Below are 14,337 nucleotides of genomic sequence, written 5' to 3' on the forward strand. Positions count from 1 at the left end.
AGACGATCGTTTGAAAGCCTTCCTCATCGCCGCCGCCCTGACGCTGGTTCCCGCCGCGGCCTCGGCCCAGGTCGCAGCCGCCACCGTGCCCAACACCTTCGACCGTCCCGGCCAGACCTCGGCGCCCGCACCCGCTCAAGCCGCGCCGGCGGCTCCCGCGCGATCGACGACCCCGGCCAACGCCGCCTCGGAACAGATGCTGCGCGACTTCATCACCGCGGTTCAGACCGACGCCATCGATTACGCCGTCTTCACTGACGATCTCGCCCCCAAGATCCGCGAGCAGGCCGGACCGGTCGGAACGCTGATCAAGGGCTTTGGCGCGGTTCAGGCCGTCGACTTCGTCGGCTCCGAGAACCAGACGGACCTCTATGTCGTGACCTTCGCAACGGCCGCGACCGAATGGATGATCGGCATACAGAACGGCAAGATCGCCGCCCTGCTGTTCCGCCCGGCGAACGCCGGAAACTAGTCCAGCGTCGGCTTTCCCCGGCCGCTCTTGATGGTCGACCGCTTGGCCTTGCCATCCAGCCGCCTCTCCTTCGAGGCTCGGGTCGGGCGGGTGGGCACACGGTAGACAGGCTTGATCGAGGCCTCATCGACCAGCGCCTGAAGTCGCTCGATCGCATCGGCGCGGTTCCGCTCCTGCGTGCGGTGGCGGACGGCCGTGATCAGGACTTCTCCGGCCTGCGTCGCGCGGCTGCCGGCCAGTTTCAGCAGCCGCTCACGCACGGAATCCGTCAGCGACGGCGAGTTCAGGGCGTCGAAACGCAGCTGGACGCTGGTGGAGACCTTGTTGACGTTCTGACCGCCCGGCCCGCCGGCGCGGAAGAAGCGGAACTCCAGCTCGCCTTCGGGGATGACGGTCATGCCAGCGCCCGCCGGGCGACCACGACCGCCTTGTCCAACGCCTGCAGGAAGTTCGACCGGCCTCGCGGCCCGAACGGCGGCGGTCCCGATGTCGCCACGCCCATCGACCGCAGGTGCTCGCCCACCATCCGTCCGGCCAGCGCCGAGCCGATGGAGTCGGCCGTAAACAGGCTGCCGTTCGCCTTCAGCGCCTGCGCCCCGGCCTTCAGGCAGCGGTCGGCCAGCGGGATGTCTGCTGTAACGACGATGTCGCCCGGCGCCGCCCGTTCGGCGATCCAGTCGTCGGCGACATCCGGGCCGGCGTCGACGACGACCTGTTCGATCCACGGCGCACGCCGCGTGTTGATCCAGCCGTTGGACACGACGAAGACCTTCAGCCCGCAGCGTTCCGCCACGCGATAGATCTCGTCCTTCACCGGACAGGCGTCGGCGTCGATGAAGATGCGGGGGTCAGACATGGCCGCCGGTCAGGCCGCCGCGCGCTTCCGCAGCCGCGCGATCCGCCGTAGCCGCCGCCAGAAGCGACCGCGTTCGGGCTCCGGATACGGCTGCAGGTTCTGCACGAATTCCTCAGCAGAGGCGCGCCAGCTGAACTTCTCGGCATAGGCGCGCACCGTCTTGCGGTCACACTTCAGCGCCTCGAGACAGGCGGCTTTCAGGTCCTTGTCGATCGCGCCGGCGTTCGACCCGGGGATGATGTCGATCGGACCGTGGGCGGGGTAGGCGGCGACCGGCGTGCCCGTGGCCATCGCCTCGAGGATCACGAGGCCGAAGGTGTCGGTCCAGCTGGGGAAGACGAAGACGTCGGCGTCACGGAAGCAGCGGGCCAGTTCCTCACCGAAGCGGGCTCCGAGGAACTTCGCCTCGGGATATTTGGCCTGCAGCTCCTCGCGGGCCGGGCCGTCGCCGACGATGATCTTGGTGCCGGGCAGCTTCGTTTCCAGAAACGCCTCGATATTCTTCTCGACGGCCACGCGACCGACGTTGAGGAAGAAGGGCCGCGGCCAGTCCTTGCCGCCCAGTTCGTCATAGATGCGGTCGAGGTCCGGGTTGAACTGCTCGGTGTCCACGCCCCGCGTCCAGGGCGATACATTCCGGAATCCATGCGCCGTCAGCTCGTCCCGCAGGGTCGGCGTCGCGACCATCAGCCGGCCGGACGGCTTGTGGAACCACTTCATGTAGGCGTAGCCGACCTGCACGGGAACCGGGAAACGGGCCGAGATATATTCAGGGAATTTGGTGTGGTAGCTGGTCGTGAACGGCAGCTTCCACTCCACGCAGATGCGGCGCGTGGCGATACCGATGGGACCTTCGGTGGCGATGTGGACCGCCTCGGGCTCAAAAGCGCGCAGGCGTTCGCGGATTTCCTCCTCAGCGCCGAGCGCCAACCGGATCTCCGGATAGGTCGGACAGGGGATTGTCTTGAACTGGCTGGGTTCGATGACCTCGACCTCGTGCCCCATCGCCCGGCACTCGGCCGTGATGCGGCTCAGGGTGCGGACGACTCCGTTGACCTGGGGCTCCCAGGCGTCGGTGGCCAGAACGATGCGCATGTGGGCCGAAAGGCTCCGCCGTTGATCGGGAGGGATGTTTAACCGCTAACTTCGCCGAACGCGAGAAGGGGATGGCGGCGGGCCCGGTCGAATTTTGATCGCGGTCCGGGGGCTGGCGTCAACGCTGCAACAATCGTGAAACAGGGCGTCGCCAGCGTTGCGTGCATGATCAGTGTCCTTTTCGCCGCCACCGCCCTCGTCCTGCTTCAGAACCCCGCGTCTAGGCCGGAGCTCATCACTGCCTGCAACGCGCCTATCGACGAGAGGCCTCTCCTCTCGGACATCATCGTCAACGACGAACCCCCCGAGGCCAACGATCTTCCCAGCCTTCGTGTGACGCACACGGCGTCGGGCGGGTGGCTGAAAGTCTTTTACGAGCCGGTCACGGAACGCGCCGCGCGAGCCCGGGCGGCCTGTCTCGGCGCCCAGATCGCCCTGCTTGAAGTCGAGTTGGCTGATCAGAGGCGTGACGCCCAATGGGATTCCGTCGTGTTTACGGCCAACCCTGACTACGTCTCGCCCCGCGCCGACGCTGGGCAGGGGCGATGGATCGTCTCCACCAGAGCGGACGGCACACTCACCGAAGACGGCGAAGGTATGATCGTCAGCACCATGCCGCACGAGCAGGCGCACGATTACCAGAACCGCGCGACTACCCGCCGGTCGCGATGGTTTCAGGAAGGCCATGCTACATGGGTCGGGCTGAAGGTCTCGGCTCTCATTTCGCCTGATCATACGGCGACCGAGATCGCCGGACACGAGGCGGCACTGTCCGACGGTGCGGCGCTCAGGCTTGCTGAATGGGGCGGGATGCAGGTGCGGCCGGAGGCGATCCTGCGCCAGCTCTCGCCGGAAGATCGCGCCCGTAAGCTGGCTGACCCGAGCTTCAATCCTCCCGGCCCTTACCGGTTCGGACCCGACGACGTCATCAGCGACGAAAACAACACCTCTGCGCGTTACGCCGCTGCATGGAAGGTGTTCGTGGGTCTGGAGGCGCGTCATGGCGTCGATGCCGTCCGCGCCTGGGTCGCGGATCTGACCTCTCGATCCGACACTGTGACTGACGCCATGGCCATCGCCTCGGCGAAGGAACGCTTCGGAGAGGACATCACGCCGCTTCTGCAGTGAGGCCTCTCCCGTTCGTGCGCCGAAAGGTCTAAGACGCGCGGCATGAATGCACACGTTTCTCCGCCAGTCGGGCTGTCGCAGGACTGGGATGCGCTGGACCATGGCAAGTTCGCGGACGAAACCGCCACGGTTCGCGGGCTTCTGGGCAGGATTCCGCTCGACGCCTCGGAGCGGGCGGCGGTGCTGGCCAGCGCAGTCAATCTGGTCGAGCGCGCCCGGGCCAGCGTCAAGAAGCAGGGCGTGGTCGAGAGTTTCCTGCAGGAGTTCTCGCTGGGCACCCGCGAGGGTCTGGCCCTCATGTGTCTGGCCGAAGCGCTGCTGCGCACGCCGGACGAGGACACCCGTGACCGGCTGATCGCCGAGAAGATCGGCGCGGCCGACTGGGCCTCGCACCTGGGCCAGTCCGACAGCCTGTTCGTCAACGCCTCGACCTGGGGCCTGATGCTGACCGGCAAGCTGGTTGACGTCGATGACGAGGCGAAGACCGATCTGCCGGGCTTCCTGAAACGCATCGTCGGTCGGCTGGGCGAGCCGGTCATCCGCGAAGCCGTGGCCGCCGCCGTACGCATCATGGGCGAGCAGTTCGTGGTCGGCCGCACCATCGAGGCGGCAATCAGACGGTCGAACAAGGAGGGCTGGCTCTGCTCGTTCGACATGCTGGGCGAGGGCGCCCGCACCGCCGCCGACGCCGAGCGCTATGAGAAGATTTACGCCGACGCCATCACCGCCGTCGGCAAGACGGCGAAGGGGCAGGGCCCCGAGGTCGGGCACGGCGTTTCGGTCAAGCTGTCCGCCCTGTCGCCCCGCTACGAAGCGACGCACGAGGCGCGGGTCTGGGAAGAGCTCTATCCCCGCATTCTGCGGCTGGCGAAGATCGCCGCGGCGGCCGACATCAACTTCACCATGGACGCGGAGGAGGCCGACCGTCTCGCCCTGTCTCTGAAGCTGCTGGATCGCCTCGCCCATGAGCCTGAGCTGGGTGAGTGGAAGGGTCTTGGCCTCGCCGTTCAGGCCTACCAGAAGCGCTGTCCCGAGGTGATCGCCCGCGTTGCAGAACTGGCGAAGTCGTCGGGTCGCCGGCTGATGGTGCGTCTGGTGAAGGGCGCCTACTGGGACACCGAGATCAAGCGCGCCCAAGTCATGGGCCGCACCGACTATCCGGTCTTCACCACCAAGGCGGCGACCGACCTGAACTATCTGACCTGCGCCCGCGCGATGATCGAGGCCGCGCCGCACATCTACAGCCAGTTCGCGACCCACAACGCCCACTCGCTGGCCGCCGTTTACAAGATGGCTTCGGAGCGGGGCGTGAAGATCGAGTTCCAGCGCCTGCATGGAATGGGCGAGGCCCTGTATGACGCCGCCCGGGACGCCTTCGGACCTGTGACGGTGCGCGCCTACGCGCCTGTGGGCGGGCACGAGGACCTGCTGCCTTATCTTGTGCGGCGTCTGCTGGAGAACGGCGCAAACTCCTCCTTCGTCCACGCCCTGCTGGACGAGCGGGTGCCGGCGGCGGCCGTCGCCGCCGATCCCATTTCGGCCGTCGAGGCCCATCCCGATCGCCACGCGAAAATTCCGACCCCCAAGGACATGTACATGGACCGCCAGAACTCGCTGGGCCGCGACTATTCTCAGGCCGAGGACCGCGCCCGCCACGTCGCCGCTCTGGAGAAGGTGGACAGCGAGAAGTTCACGTCGGGCCCCCTGATCGGCGGCAAGCTGAAGGCCGGGACCAACGCCGCCGAGGTCACGAATCCGTTCGACCGCTCGCAGGTGCTGGGTCATGTCTCGGAAGCGACCGAGGCCGACATCGACGCCGCCGTCGAGGCCGCCGCCCGCGCCCAGATCCTCTGGGACCGCAAGGGCGGCGCGGGCCGCGCGCCGGTGCTGCGCGCCATGGCCGACGCGCTGGAAGCCGACATCGACCGGCTGGTCGCCCTGCTGTCGCGCGAGGCCGGCAAGACGCTGAACGACGGCGTCGCCGAGGTGCGCGAGGCGGCCGACTTCTGTCGTTACTACGCCATGCTGGCCGAGCGCGACTTCGGCGGCCGCGAGGAGCTGAAGGGGCCGGTCGGCGAGATCAACCAGCTGGTCCTGCACGGTCGCGGCGTCTTCGCCTGCATCAGCCCCTGGAACTTCCCTCTGGCCATCTTCACCGGCCAGATCGCCGCCGCGCTGGCCGCCGGCAACGCCGTGCTGGCCAAGCCGGCCGAGCAGACGCCGCTGATCGCCGCCGAGGCCGTGCGCCTGTATCACAAGGCTGGACTGAAGCCCGACCTGCTGGCCCTGACGCCCGGGCGCGGCGAGACGGTCGGCGCCAAACTGGTCAGCCATCCGGGGATCGACGGCGTGGCCTTCACCGGCGGCACCGACACAGCCGCCGCGATCAACCGCTCGATCGCCGCCCGCCCGGGCCAGATCATTCCCTTCATCGCCGAGACCGGCGGGCTGAACGGCATGTTCGTGGACACCACGGCCCTGCGTGAACAGGTCATCGACGACGTCATCCTGTCGGCCTTCGGCTCGGCGGGTCAGCGCTGTTCGGCACTGCGGGTGCTGTATGCGCCGAAGGATTCCGCCGACAGCCTGATCGAGGGGCTGAAGGGCGCGCTGGCGGCGCAGGTCGTGGCCGACCCGACCGACCCCGCCACCGACATCGGTCCGGTCATCGACGCCGAAAGCCGCGCCAATCTGGAAGCCCACATCGAGCGGCTGAACAAGGAGGCGAAGATCGTCGCCCGCGCCGAAATGCCCGCCGGCTCCGACAAGGGCGACCTTTTCGCCCCGACGATCGCCGAAATCCCAACGCCCGACTTCCTGGAGCGCGAGGTTTTCGGGCCGATCCTGCACGTCTATCGCTACGACCCGGCCGACCTGAAGGGCGTGGCGGGCAAGCTGGCGGCGCGGGGTTATGGCCTGACGCTGGGCGTGCACAGCCGGATCGAGGCCTTCGCCGAAGAGGTGATCCGTCTGGTGCCGGCGGGCAATGTCTACATCAACCGCTCGATCACCGGCGCCGTCGTCGGCGTCCAGCCCTTCGGCGGCGAAGGCCTGTCGGGCACCGGCCCCAAGGCGGGCGGGCCGAACAGCCTGATCCGCTATGCCGCCGAGAAGGCGATCAGCAACAACATCTCCGCGCAGGGCGGCGACCCGGCGTTGCTGAACCTCTGATCAGGGCTTGAGGGCCCGGCGCCTGGCCTGACCCACGAGGGTCAGGCGCTCCGGCGCCCCCGGCGCCAGTTCAGTGAGCTCGGGGTCCGGTCCGTCCCAGACGGTCAGGGCGCCGGCCTCGGCGCGCCAGCCCTGCACCCGGCCGGCCTCGTCCACGAACATCAGAACGCCTCCGTCGAGGGTGCGGGGCGAGTCGGTGAGGTCGATCGCGAAGCGTACGGCGGCCGCGCCGCTTCCCGCGGGCAGTCCGCGATCGCCGGGCCGGTGCCGGATCAGGGTCAGGCCGCCGTCGAGTTCCAGACCCTGCGTGCGCAACGCGTCGTCGACCTGTTCGATCAAGGCCGGCGCCGGTTCCGAAGTCGCGAAGGTTCCCGCGTCGAGCCACGAGCCTTCCTCTGCGGACGCCACGGGAACGGCCGGCAGCAAGCTGCGCACCCGGCGTGGTTCTCCAGCGTCGTTCAGGTCGATTTCGACGGCCCCCATCCGCAGACCTTACAGTCCGGTAAGGTCTCGCCGCAAGACGGTCATAATTGGCCGGCCTAGGCTCCGGCGTGCAGCCAGCCCGTGATGGAGAGCCGCGGCGTTTGGGCCAACCGGGTGACCATCGATACCGCATGCGTCTGGGGCACCGAAAAGATGTTCAGGGCGTTGAACGCCGGAATGTACCCCTCGGCCACGTGGCCATCCTCGTCGAGGAACATCAGGACGCCGCCCCAGTCCGCCCGCCAGACCGGCGTCATGTTCAGCACATAGGCGTAGAGCCGCTGTTCGCGGGGATTCTCGTCGCCATGAGCGGTCAGGAAATGACCGGGCAGGTAACGGGTCGCCATGACGTCGGCGAAGGCAAGCCGGTCGTCGCCCGTGACCTGTCCGACGAACTCCAGAAATGCGGCGCTGTTGATGAAGTCGTCGATCGCCCTCATCGGCTCCGCCATCGGGCGGCCGGCTCTGATCTCTGCCGAAATGCGAACGGTGTCGAAGATGTACTGCAGGCTGTCGCTGCTCGACTCGGCCAGCGACCGTTCGAGCGTCGCGCGCTCCTCCGGAGACAGGCTCTCCAGCTCCTTCACGCTGATGTCGAGGTCCTCGCCCTCACGCACGTGGATCGATCGGGTCCAGTCTTCGGCGGAAGTGAGCGCCTGATACAGGGCCTGACCGGACGCGGGCGTCAGGATGCCGGGTATGTGCAACCGGCCATGCGTCTTGAACACCGAACCATAGGCCGAGGGCCGGTGCGCCGGGTTCAGAACGAGGGGTAGCAGACCGGCCAAGAGGACCTCTGGAGATTGAGCGTCCAAAGGCGGTGGAGACCCCGTCTCCGCAAGTTAAACTTTGGAAATCTGGCTGTAGCCGCGGGTTCAACCGCGAGCGGGCCAGCCCCCTGCACGGCTGAGCGCGCTCGGCGCCGGGCGGCCGATTTTCTCGCCGATCCAGCGGGCGGTTTCGATCAGCCGGTCGAGGTCGTAGCCGGTCGAGAAGCCGGCGCGCTCGAGCATGTAGACGAGATCCTCGGTGGCGATATTGCCGGTCGCGCCCGGCGCGAAGGGGCAGCCGCCGATGCCGCCGACGGAGGCGTCGAGTACATCAATCCCCGCTTCGACGCCGGCGTAGGCGTTTGCGAGGCCGGTGTTGCGGGTGTCGTGGAAGTGCAGCCGCAAGGTCGCGTCAGGCGCGGCCTTGCGGGCGGCCTCGACCTTACGGGTCACGCTCCACGGATCACCGACGCCGATCGTGTCGGCCAAGGCGATCTCCTGCACCCCGAGCGCGGAGATCCGGCCGACGAGATCTGCGACCTGATCCACGGAGACCTCGCCGTCGAAGGGGCAGCCCCAGACACAGGATATGGTCACGGACAGCGACGGAGCGGCCTCGCCGGGCGCGGCGTTGTGACGGCGGCGGACGATTTCCTCCAGCATCGCCTGCTGACCCGCGCGATCCAGCCCCTGATTTTTCAGGCCGAAGCCGTCGGTGGCGGCGACAGAGACATTGATCTCGTCCACAGGCGTCGCAATGGCGCGCTCGTAGCCCTTCGCGTTCAGGACCAGCCCGATCCGGCTGCGGCCCGGCTCGGCGGGCAGGGCGGCCATGACCTCTTCGGCGCCGGCCATCTGGGGTACGTATTTCGGGTGGACGAAGCTGACCGCCTCGATCCGGCGCGCGCCGGCCGCTTCCAGACGGAGGGTCAGATCGGCCCGGACGGCGGGCTCGAGAATCGCCTTCTCGTTCTGCAGACCGTCGCGCGGCCCGACCTCGACGATGGTGATCGGCCGGCTCATTCGGCAGGCGCCCGCGGAGCCGACACGCCCGGCGGGGCGTAGACGGTCAGGTCTACGTCGTCGCCCTGCGAATAGTTGTGACCGCGAACCTCGCCGACGACACGTCCGGTGACGCCCAGCGCCGCTGTCGCCGCCTGGAAGGCCTCGGCGTCATGCTCCTCGACGATGGCCGGACGGCCCTCGGCCAGCGCCCGGGCCGCGCCGGCGGCGTCGGTCAGCTCGGTGTCCTTGCCGGTCAGGAAGACGAAGCTGGGCTCATGGAAGGTGGTGATGGCCACCGGCCCCGGACGGCCCTGGCGTGGGTGCAGGTCGTTGCGCAGCAGCACCTTCTCCAGCTGCGGCGCGATCGCCAGCGGGCGGAGCTGGCGCAGGGTGCCGGCCAGCGCGCCATGGGCCACGATGCCGAACGTGAGGGCCGCGAGCAGGGCGGTGACGGCGGCGCGATGAAGCAACAGGAAGGCCCCGATCAGTCCGGCCAGAATGGCGAAGACGATGGTGAGGGTGGCCCAGGTCTGGGCCGTCGACCGCCCGTACTCGGTAAGGCCATAGACGGTGATCACCGCGATCAGCGCCGCTGCGATAACGCTGAGGATCGCACCCGAGTAGCGGGACACGTTGCCGATCGGCCGGGTCAGGGCGGCAGCGGCCAGCAGGGCGATCGCGCCGAAGGTGGGCAGGGTGTAATGCGCCAGCTTGGTCGGGGTCAGCTCGAAGATCAGCCAGGCCGGAACCAGCCAGCAGACCAGAAACCGGATCGCCGGCTCGGCCCGTCGATGCCATCCGGTGGAGATCGCCGCAGGCAGAAGCAGGGTGGCCGGGAACAGCAACAGCGGTGCGATCAACAGGTAAAGGCCCGGCGGCACGCCATGCCCCTCGTCCCCGCCCGCCACCTTGGGCGCCAGATCGCCGGCGATCGCCTCACGCCAGAAGCCGCCGTCGGTGGCGATGGTGATGGCGATGGCCCACGGTCCGACCAGCAGGGCGACCAGCGCCAGCCCCCAGCCCCAGCCCAATCGCCTGAGCCACTTCACATCGCGATCCCAGATCGACAGGGCGATCATGGCCGGCGCGACGACGATAAGCCCTATCGGTCCTTTGATCAGGATCGACAGGCCCAGCCCGCCCCAGAACATCAGCTTGTGCGCCCGGTTCGGCGCCTCGTCGGCGCGCGCCGCCAGATAGATACGACCAAGCCCGCACATGGCCACTGTCACCATGGCGCAGAGCATGGCGTCGGTCTTGGCGATCCCGGCCTCGGTCGACAGCAGGAAGCAGCCGCCCATGATGGCGCCTGCGAGGAAGCCCGCCCTTTGCCCGAACATGGCCGCCCCGGCCCATGCGACAGCCGCCGCGGCCAGCATGGCCCCGAGGAGAGACGGCAGGCGGTAGGGCTGGATGTGCCGGTTCTCGACGTTGGAGGTCAGTCCCACGGCGACCGCCTGCATCCAGTAGATGCCGACCGGCTTCTTCCAGCGCGGCTCGTCCTGGAAGCGGATGTCGACATAGTCGCCGCTCTCCAGCATCTGCGAGGTCGCCTGCGCGTAGCGGCTCTCGTCCCGGTCCAGCGGCGGCAGCAGCGCCAGCACCGGCAGGCCCGCGAACAGGGCGATCAGCGCGGCCAGCAACGGGCCGCGCCAGCCGGCGACATGACGATCAAGGTTTGGGCGCGTCATGCCGCTGTCGTAGCACGGCTTTCGCCGCCTGCATCAGTCCCGATCAGTTCGGCCTGCCGGTGGTCATGCCGAGGCGATAAGGCGTATCCGCCGCGACCACGGGCGCGGGCCGTGTTGTCGGGATCAGGGGCGCTGCACCATCCAGCCCGGCGCCGGTGACGTTGTCGATCGCCAGCCTGGGCCCGCTGAACACGTTGACGCCGATATTCTCGACCCGGGCGTTGCGGATGTTGGCCAGCGTGATGCCACGCCCCGCCGTGCCCGTGATGTCTTTCAGCACAAGGCCATCCAGCGGCTTGTCCGGATGGATCAGGACGGCCTCGACCAGAATCGGGACCTCGGTCACGCGGATGCGCTCGAACACCAGATTGCGGACCGTCGGCACGCCGTCCATTCCGGGCACCGGGAACTGGTCCTGCTTGCCGCTGTCGAGGAAGTTCAAACGCAGGAAGCCGTAACCGGCCCCCGACACGTCCAGATCGCGCATCGTGATGTCCTCGATGAAGGCGCCTCGGCCCGGCCGGCTCTTGATGTAGATGGCGAAGGTGCGGGCCGACAGGCACTGGCAGCGTTCGACCAGCACGCGGCGAATGCCGGCCGAAGTCTCGCTGCCGATGCCGATGCAGGCCCAGTGCTGGTCGCGGAAACTGCAGTCGGTGATCGTCACGTCCTCGGTCGGGAAGGCGATGACATTGCCCTCCATGCCCCGGCCGGACTTCAGCGAGATGCAGTCGTCGACGGTGTCGAAATCGCATTTGTCGATCGCCACCCGGCGGCAGGAATCGACGTCGATGCCGTCGGCGCCGCCTTTCACCGTCACGCCCCGGAAAACCACGTCCTCGCAATAGACCGGGTGGATCGACCACATGTCGTTCTGCTCGGTGTACAGGTCGGTGACGGTCAGGCCATGGACATCGACGAACTCGAGAAGACAGGGGTGGCGCAGGCCGGTTCCTTCCTCAATCCGTCGCTTGATGTCCTTCGACGCCAGAATGCGGCCTTTGCCGGCCAGCCCGACGTCCCGCGCCTCCTGCGCCCAGATCAGGCCGACATAGCCGGGCACCCAGCGGCCTTCCCAGCGCACCTGAACCACGGGATAGTCGGCCTTGTCCGGCGAGCCTTGAAGCGTAGCGCCTTCCTCGACCCTCAGGGTCGTGCGCGAGCCGATGCGGATGGCGCCGATCAGATAGGTCCCGGGAGACACAACGACTTCGCCGCCACCCAGAACGGCGCAGCGATCCAGCGCCTGCTGGAAAGCCGCTGTGTCCTTGGTCGTCCCGTCGCCCTTGGCCCCGAACTCACGCGGGTCGATCCGCACGCCCGTGTCGGTGGTGGTGCGGGGGGCGGGAAGCACCGGCGGCACCTGGGCATGCGCAGCGGTAACCGGTGTCAAAACCGCCCAAATAGCGCCGAGCCCGGCGGTGGCGATGAAACCTCTCCTGTTGGACGACATGGCTATTCCCTCTCCTGTTTTCGGCAGAATGGCACAGGTCGGGGCCGGAACAAGCCCCGGGGCTTCGGCGTCTCGCGCAAGGCGCGGTCCTCAGCTAGACAGGCGACATGGCAGACTCCCCAGTCCCCGACGTTTCCGTGGTGGTGCCCGTCCACAACGAGGCCGGCGCCGCAGGGCCGCTGGCGCGCGAGATCGCGCAGGCCTTCGCCGGGCGATCCTACGAGATGATCTTCGTCAATGACGCCTCGCGGGACACGACGCTGGCGGAGCTTCAGGCGCTGAAGACCGAACTTCCGGCCCTCCGGGTGCTCAGCCACGGCGCCAATGCGGGCCAGAGCCGCGCAGTGCGCACCGGTGTGCTCGCAGCCCGGGCTCCGATCGTGGTGACCCTGGACGGCGACGGCCAGAACCCGCCGGCCGATGCGCCGCGGCTCGTTGATCTGCTGGCGGCCTCGCCGGAGTCGGTGGCGCTGGTCGGCGGCGTCCGGGCGAAGCGGCAGGACTCAGAGGCCAAACGCTGGGCTTCCCGCTGGGCCAACCGCATTCGCAAGCGCTTGTTGGGCGACGACGCAGACGACACAGGCTGTGGATTGAAGGCCTTTCGGCGCGAGGTCTTTCTGCGCCTGCCCTACTTCGATCATATCCATCGCTATCTGCCGGCCCTGATGATCCGCGAGGGCTATGAGAACCGCTATCTCGACGTCGATCACCGGCATCGTGAAACGGGTCAGTCCAAATATACGAACTGGGGGCGTCTTATGGCGTCGGTCTCTGACCTGATGGGCGTTATGTGGCTGAAGTCCCGCTCGCGGCGACCGGGCGTGGTGTCGGAGGTCTGAGGCTCGCGCTCCAGGCGAAGTCCCGTGGCGAAGCGGGGCGAACCGGAGTAATCAGCGGATGGGGGCGTCGCTGCGGGCGGCGCGATGGAGGCCCGACATGCTGATCGCCCTGCCGCTGCTCGTGATTCCGGTGGTGCTCTACAATATCGTGGTGCTGACCGGCGTAGTCGGCAACGGAGCCGGCGCAGGCGCTCTGGCCGCCGATGCGACGCTTAGGGAGGCCATGTTCTCCATCCCGATGGCGTCCGGCGCCAGCTGGACGGTGGGCGCGGGCGACCTGATCCTGTTCCTCTCGCTGATCCTGCTCTTCTTCGAACTGTTGAAGTCGACCTCGAGCCAGAAGGTCGCGATCATCAATCACGCCCTGTCGATGATCCTGTTCGTGGTCTGTCTGGTGGAGTTCCTGCTGATCCCCGGCTTCGCCACGTCGACCTTCTTCCTGATCGTGACGATGGTGATGCTGGACGTGCTGGCCGGGTTCATCGTGACCATTATCGCATCACGCAAGGATCTGGACTTCGGCCACGGGTCGCACTGAGTCTTCAGTCTTCCGACGGCGACGCTTCATCCTGCAGTGGCGCGTGTCGTGACTGCTGCAGGCGCTGCGTTCCATAGGCGACCAACCATAAGACCATCGCCCAGGCCGCGCCTACGCTCCATCCGGCGAAGACGTCAGACGCCCAATGGGCGCCCAGATAGATGCGGGTCAATCCGATCAGCAGGGCGACGAGCATGGCCGCTCCCAGAACAAAAGCCTTGAGTCGCCGCTGCGGGAAGGCCCGCGTGAGCATCACGCCCAGCGTCAGATAGAAGACCGTCGACAACAGGGCGTGGCCGGACGGGAAGCTGGCGTTCAGCGTCTCCACGGCCTGATACTCTACGGGTGGGCGTTCCCGCTCAAACAAGGCCTTGAGCCCTTCGCTCAACGCGACGCCTCCAGCCAGTCCGACCACCAACAGCAGGGCGGAGAGCCTCTTTCGCTGGATCAGCAGGAAGGCGAAGGCGATGACGGCGAACAACGTCAGAACGGATATGCCGCCCAGCGAGGTCAGATCCGCAGCCGCTTCATGCAGCCACCACGGCCCGCGCGGCTCGCCCGCGACCGGCTGGACCCACGCCAGCACCGCCTGGTCGAAGGCCTGACCGTCCGCCTCTGTCATGTCGTCCGCCACCTCGATGAAGGTCATGACGCCTAACGCCACGACGAACAGCGCGCTGACGGCGGCGATTTCGGTTCGCGCAATCCGAAGGGCGCGGCGGAAAAATGTGATGGTTTGATCGGTAGTCATCGCACCCGAACGGTCACGCTTGTGAGACCGTTCCCCTCACGCGTTCGTGATTTCGAACCGCCGAGGCTGTCATGCCGTCGTCGCG

Annotated in this window: 14 protein-coding genes; 5 read left to right on the top strand and 9 right to left on the bottom strand. The window is 67.6% G+C overall.

The genetic code is table 11. The features are described from left to right. The first annotated feature begins 10 nt into the window (after nt 1–10). Nucleotides 11–472: a hypothetical protein gene (locus ACIQC9_RS14100; RefSeq protein ID WP_400617080.1), complete on the top strand. Its 462-nt coding sequence runs from the start codon at nt 11–13 to the stop codon at nt 470–472. Here ACIQC9_RS14100 and arfB read toward each other — a convergent pair. From arfB to ACIQC9_RS14115, 3 genes are read right to left on the bottom strand one after another with little or no spacing between them, the layout of a single operon-like run. Further along, entirely contained in the window at nt 469–870 is a 402-nt protein-coding gene (arfB, locus tag ACIQC9_RS14105; protein ID WP_400617082.1) for an alternative ribosome rescue aminoacyl-tRNA hydrolase ArfB, read from the bottom strand. The genes ACIQC9_RS14100 and arfB overlap by 4 nt on opposite strands. Continuing rightward, on the bottom strand, nt 867–1,328 hold the full coding sequence (locus ACIQC9_RS14110) for a YaiI/YqxD family protein (protein ID WP_400617084.1): 462 nt from the start codon (nt 1,326–1,328) through the stop codon (nt 867–869). The genes arfB and ACIQC9_RS14110 overlap by 4 nt, the downstream gene beginning before the upstream one ends. Nucleotides 1,329–1,337: 9 nt before the next feature. Continuing rightward, entirely contained in the window at nt 1,338–2,423 is a 1,086-nt protein-coding gene (locus tag ACIQC9_RS14115; protein WP_400617087.1) for a glycosyltransferase family 4 protein, read from the bottom strand. Between the two features lie 165 nt (nt 2,424–2,588). Between ACIQC9_RS14115 and ACIQC9_RS14120 the strand changes: the two genes are divergently transcribed. Both ACIQC9_RS14120 and putA read left to right on the top strand, forming a co-directional pair. Next, nucleotides 2,589–3,551, top strand: coding sequence for a hypothetical protein (locus tag ACIQC9_RS14120; protein WP_400617090.1), 963 nt, complete (start codon nt 2,589–2,591; stop codon nt 3,549–3,551). A 42-nt stretch (nt 3,552–3,593) separates the two neighbouring features. Beyond that, entirely contained in the window at nt 3,594–6,722 is a 3,129-nt protein-coding gene (gene putA, locus ACIQC9_RS14125) for a bifunctional proline dehydrogenase/L-glutamate gamma-semialdehyde dehydrogenase PutA (protein ID WP_400617092.1), read from the top strand. On the opposite strand, the gene ACIQC9_RS14130 is transcribed toward putA, so the two are convergent. The 5 genes from ACIQC9_RS14130 to ACIQC9_RS14150 form a co-directional block, all read right to left on the bottom strand. Continuing rightward, nucleotides 6,723–7,205, bottom strand: coding sequence for a hypothetical protein (locus ACIQC9_RS14130; RefSeq protein WP_400617094.1), 483 nt, complete (start codon nt 7,203–7,205; stop codon nt 6,723–6,725). A gap of 56 nt (nt 7,206–7,261) precedes the next feature. Further along, nucleotides 7,262–7,993 (bottom strand): 2OG-Fe(II) oxygenase, encoded by a 732-nt coding sequence (locus ACIQC9_RS14135; protein WP_400617096.1) that lies wholly within the window; start codon nt 7,991–7,993, stop codon nt 7,262–7,264. 87 nt (nt 7,994–8,080) lie between these two features. Beyond that, the gene (locus ACIQC9_RS14140) at nt 8,081–8,998 is read right to left on the bottom strand and encodes a hydroxymethylglutaryl-CoA lyase (protein WP_400617099.1); all 918 of its coding nucleotides are present in this window, start codon (nt 8,996–8,998) and stop codon (nt 8,081–8,083) included. Further along, the gene (locus ACIQC9_RS14145; protein WP_400617102.1) at nt 8,995–10,671 is read right to left on the bottom strand and encodes an ArnT family glycosyltransferase; all 1,677 of its coding nucleotides are present in this window, start codon (nt 10,669–10,671) and stop codon (nt 8,995–8,997) included. The genes ACIQC9_RS14140 and ACIQC9_RS14145 overlap by 4 nt, the downstream gene beginning before the upstream one ends. A gap of 43 nt (nt 10,672–10,714) precedes the next feature. After that, the gene (locus ACIQC9_RS14150; RefSeq protein ID WP_400617103.1) at nt 10,715–12,025 is read right to left on the bottom strand and encodes a glycoside hydrolase family 28 protein; all 1,311 of its coding nucleotides are present in this window, start codon (nt 12,023–12,025) and stop codon (nt 10,715–10,717) included. 206 nt (nt 12,026–12,231) lie between these two features. Between ACIQC9_RS14150 and ACIQC9_RS14155 the strand changes: the two genes are divergently transcribed. Both ACIQC9_RS14155 and ACIQC9_RS14160 read left to right on the top strand, forming a co-directional pair. Beyond that, nucleotides 12,232–12,963: a glycosyltransferase family 2 protein gene (locus ACIQC9_RS14155; protein WP_400617105.1), complete on the top strand. Its 732-nt coding sequence runs from the start codon at nt 12,232–12,234 to the stop codon at nt 12,961–12,963. Nucleotides 12,964–13,060: 97 nt separating this feature from the next. Continuing rightward, nucleotides 13,061–13,501 (top strand): hypothetical protein, encoded by a 441-nt coding sequence (locus tag ACIQC9_RS14160; RefSeq protein ID WP_400617107.1) that lies wholly within the window; start codon nt 13,061–13,063, stop codon nt 13,499–13,501. A gap of 4 nt (nt 13,502–13,505) precedes the next feature. On the opposite strand, the gene ACIQC9_RS14165 is transcribed toward ACIQC9_RS14160, so the two are convergent. Further along, the gene (locus tag ACIQC9_RS14165; protein WP_400617109.1) at nt 13,506–14,252 is read right to left on the bottom strand and encodes a phosphatase PAP2 family protein; all 747 of its coding nucleotides are present in this window, start codon (nt 14,250–14,252) and stop codon (nt 13,506–13,508) included. Nucleotides 14,253–14,337: the final 85 nt, after the last annotated feature.

Source organism: Brevundimonas sp. NPDC092305 (genome assembly GCF_044755415.1).
Classification (GTDB): Bacteria; Pseudomonadota; Alphaproteobacteria; order Caulobacterales; family Caulobacteraceae; genus Brevundimonas.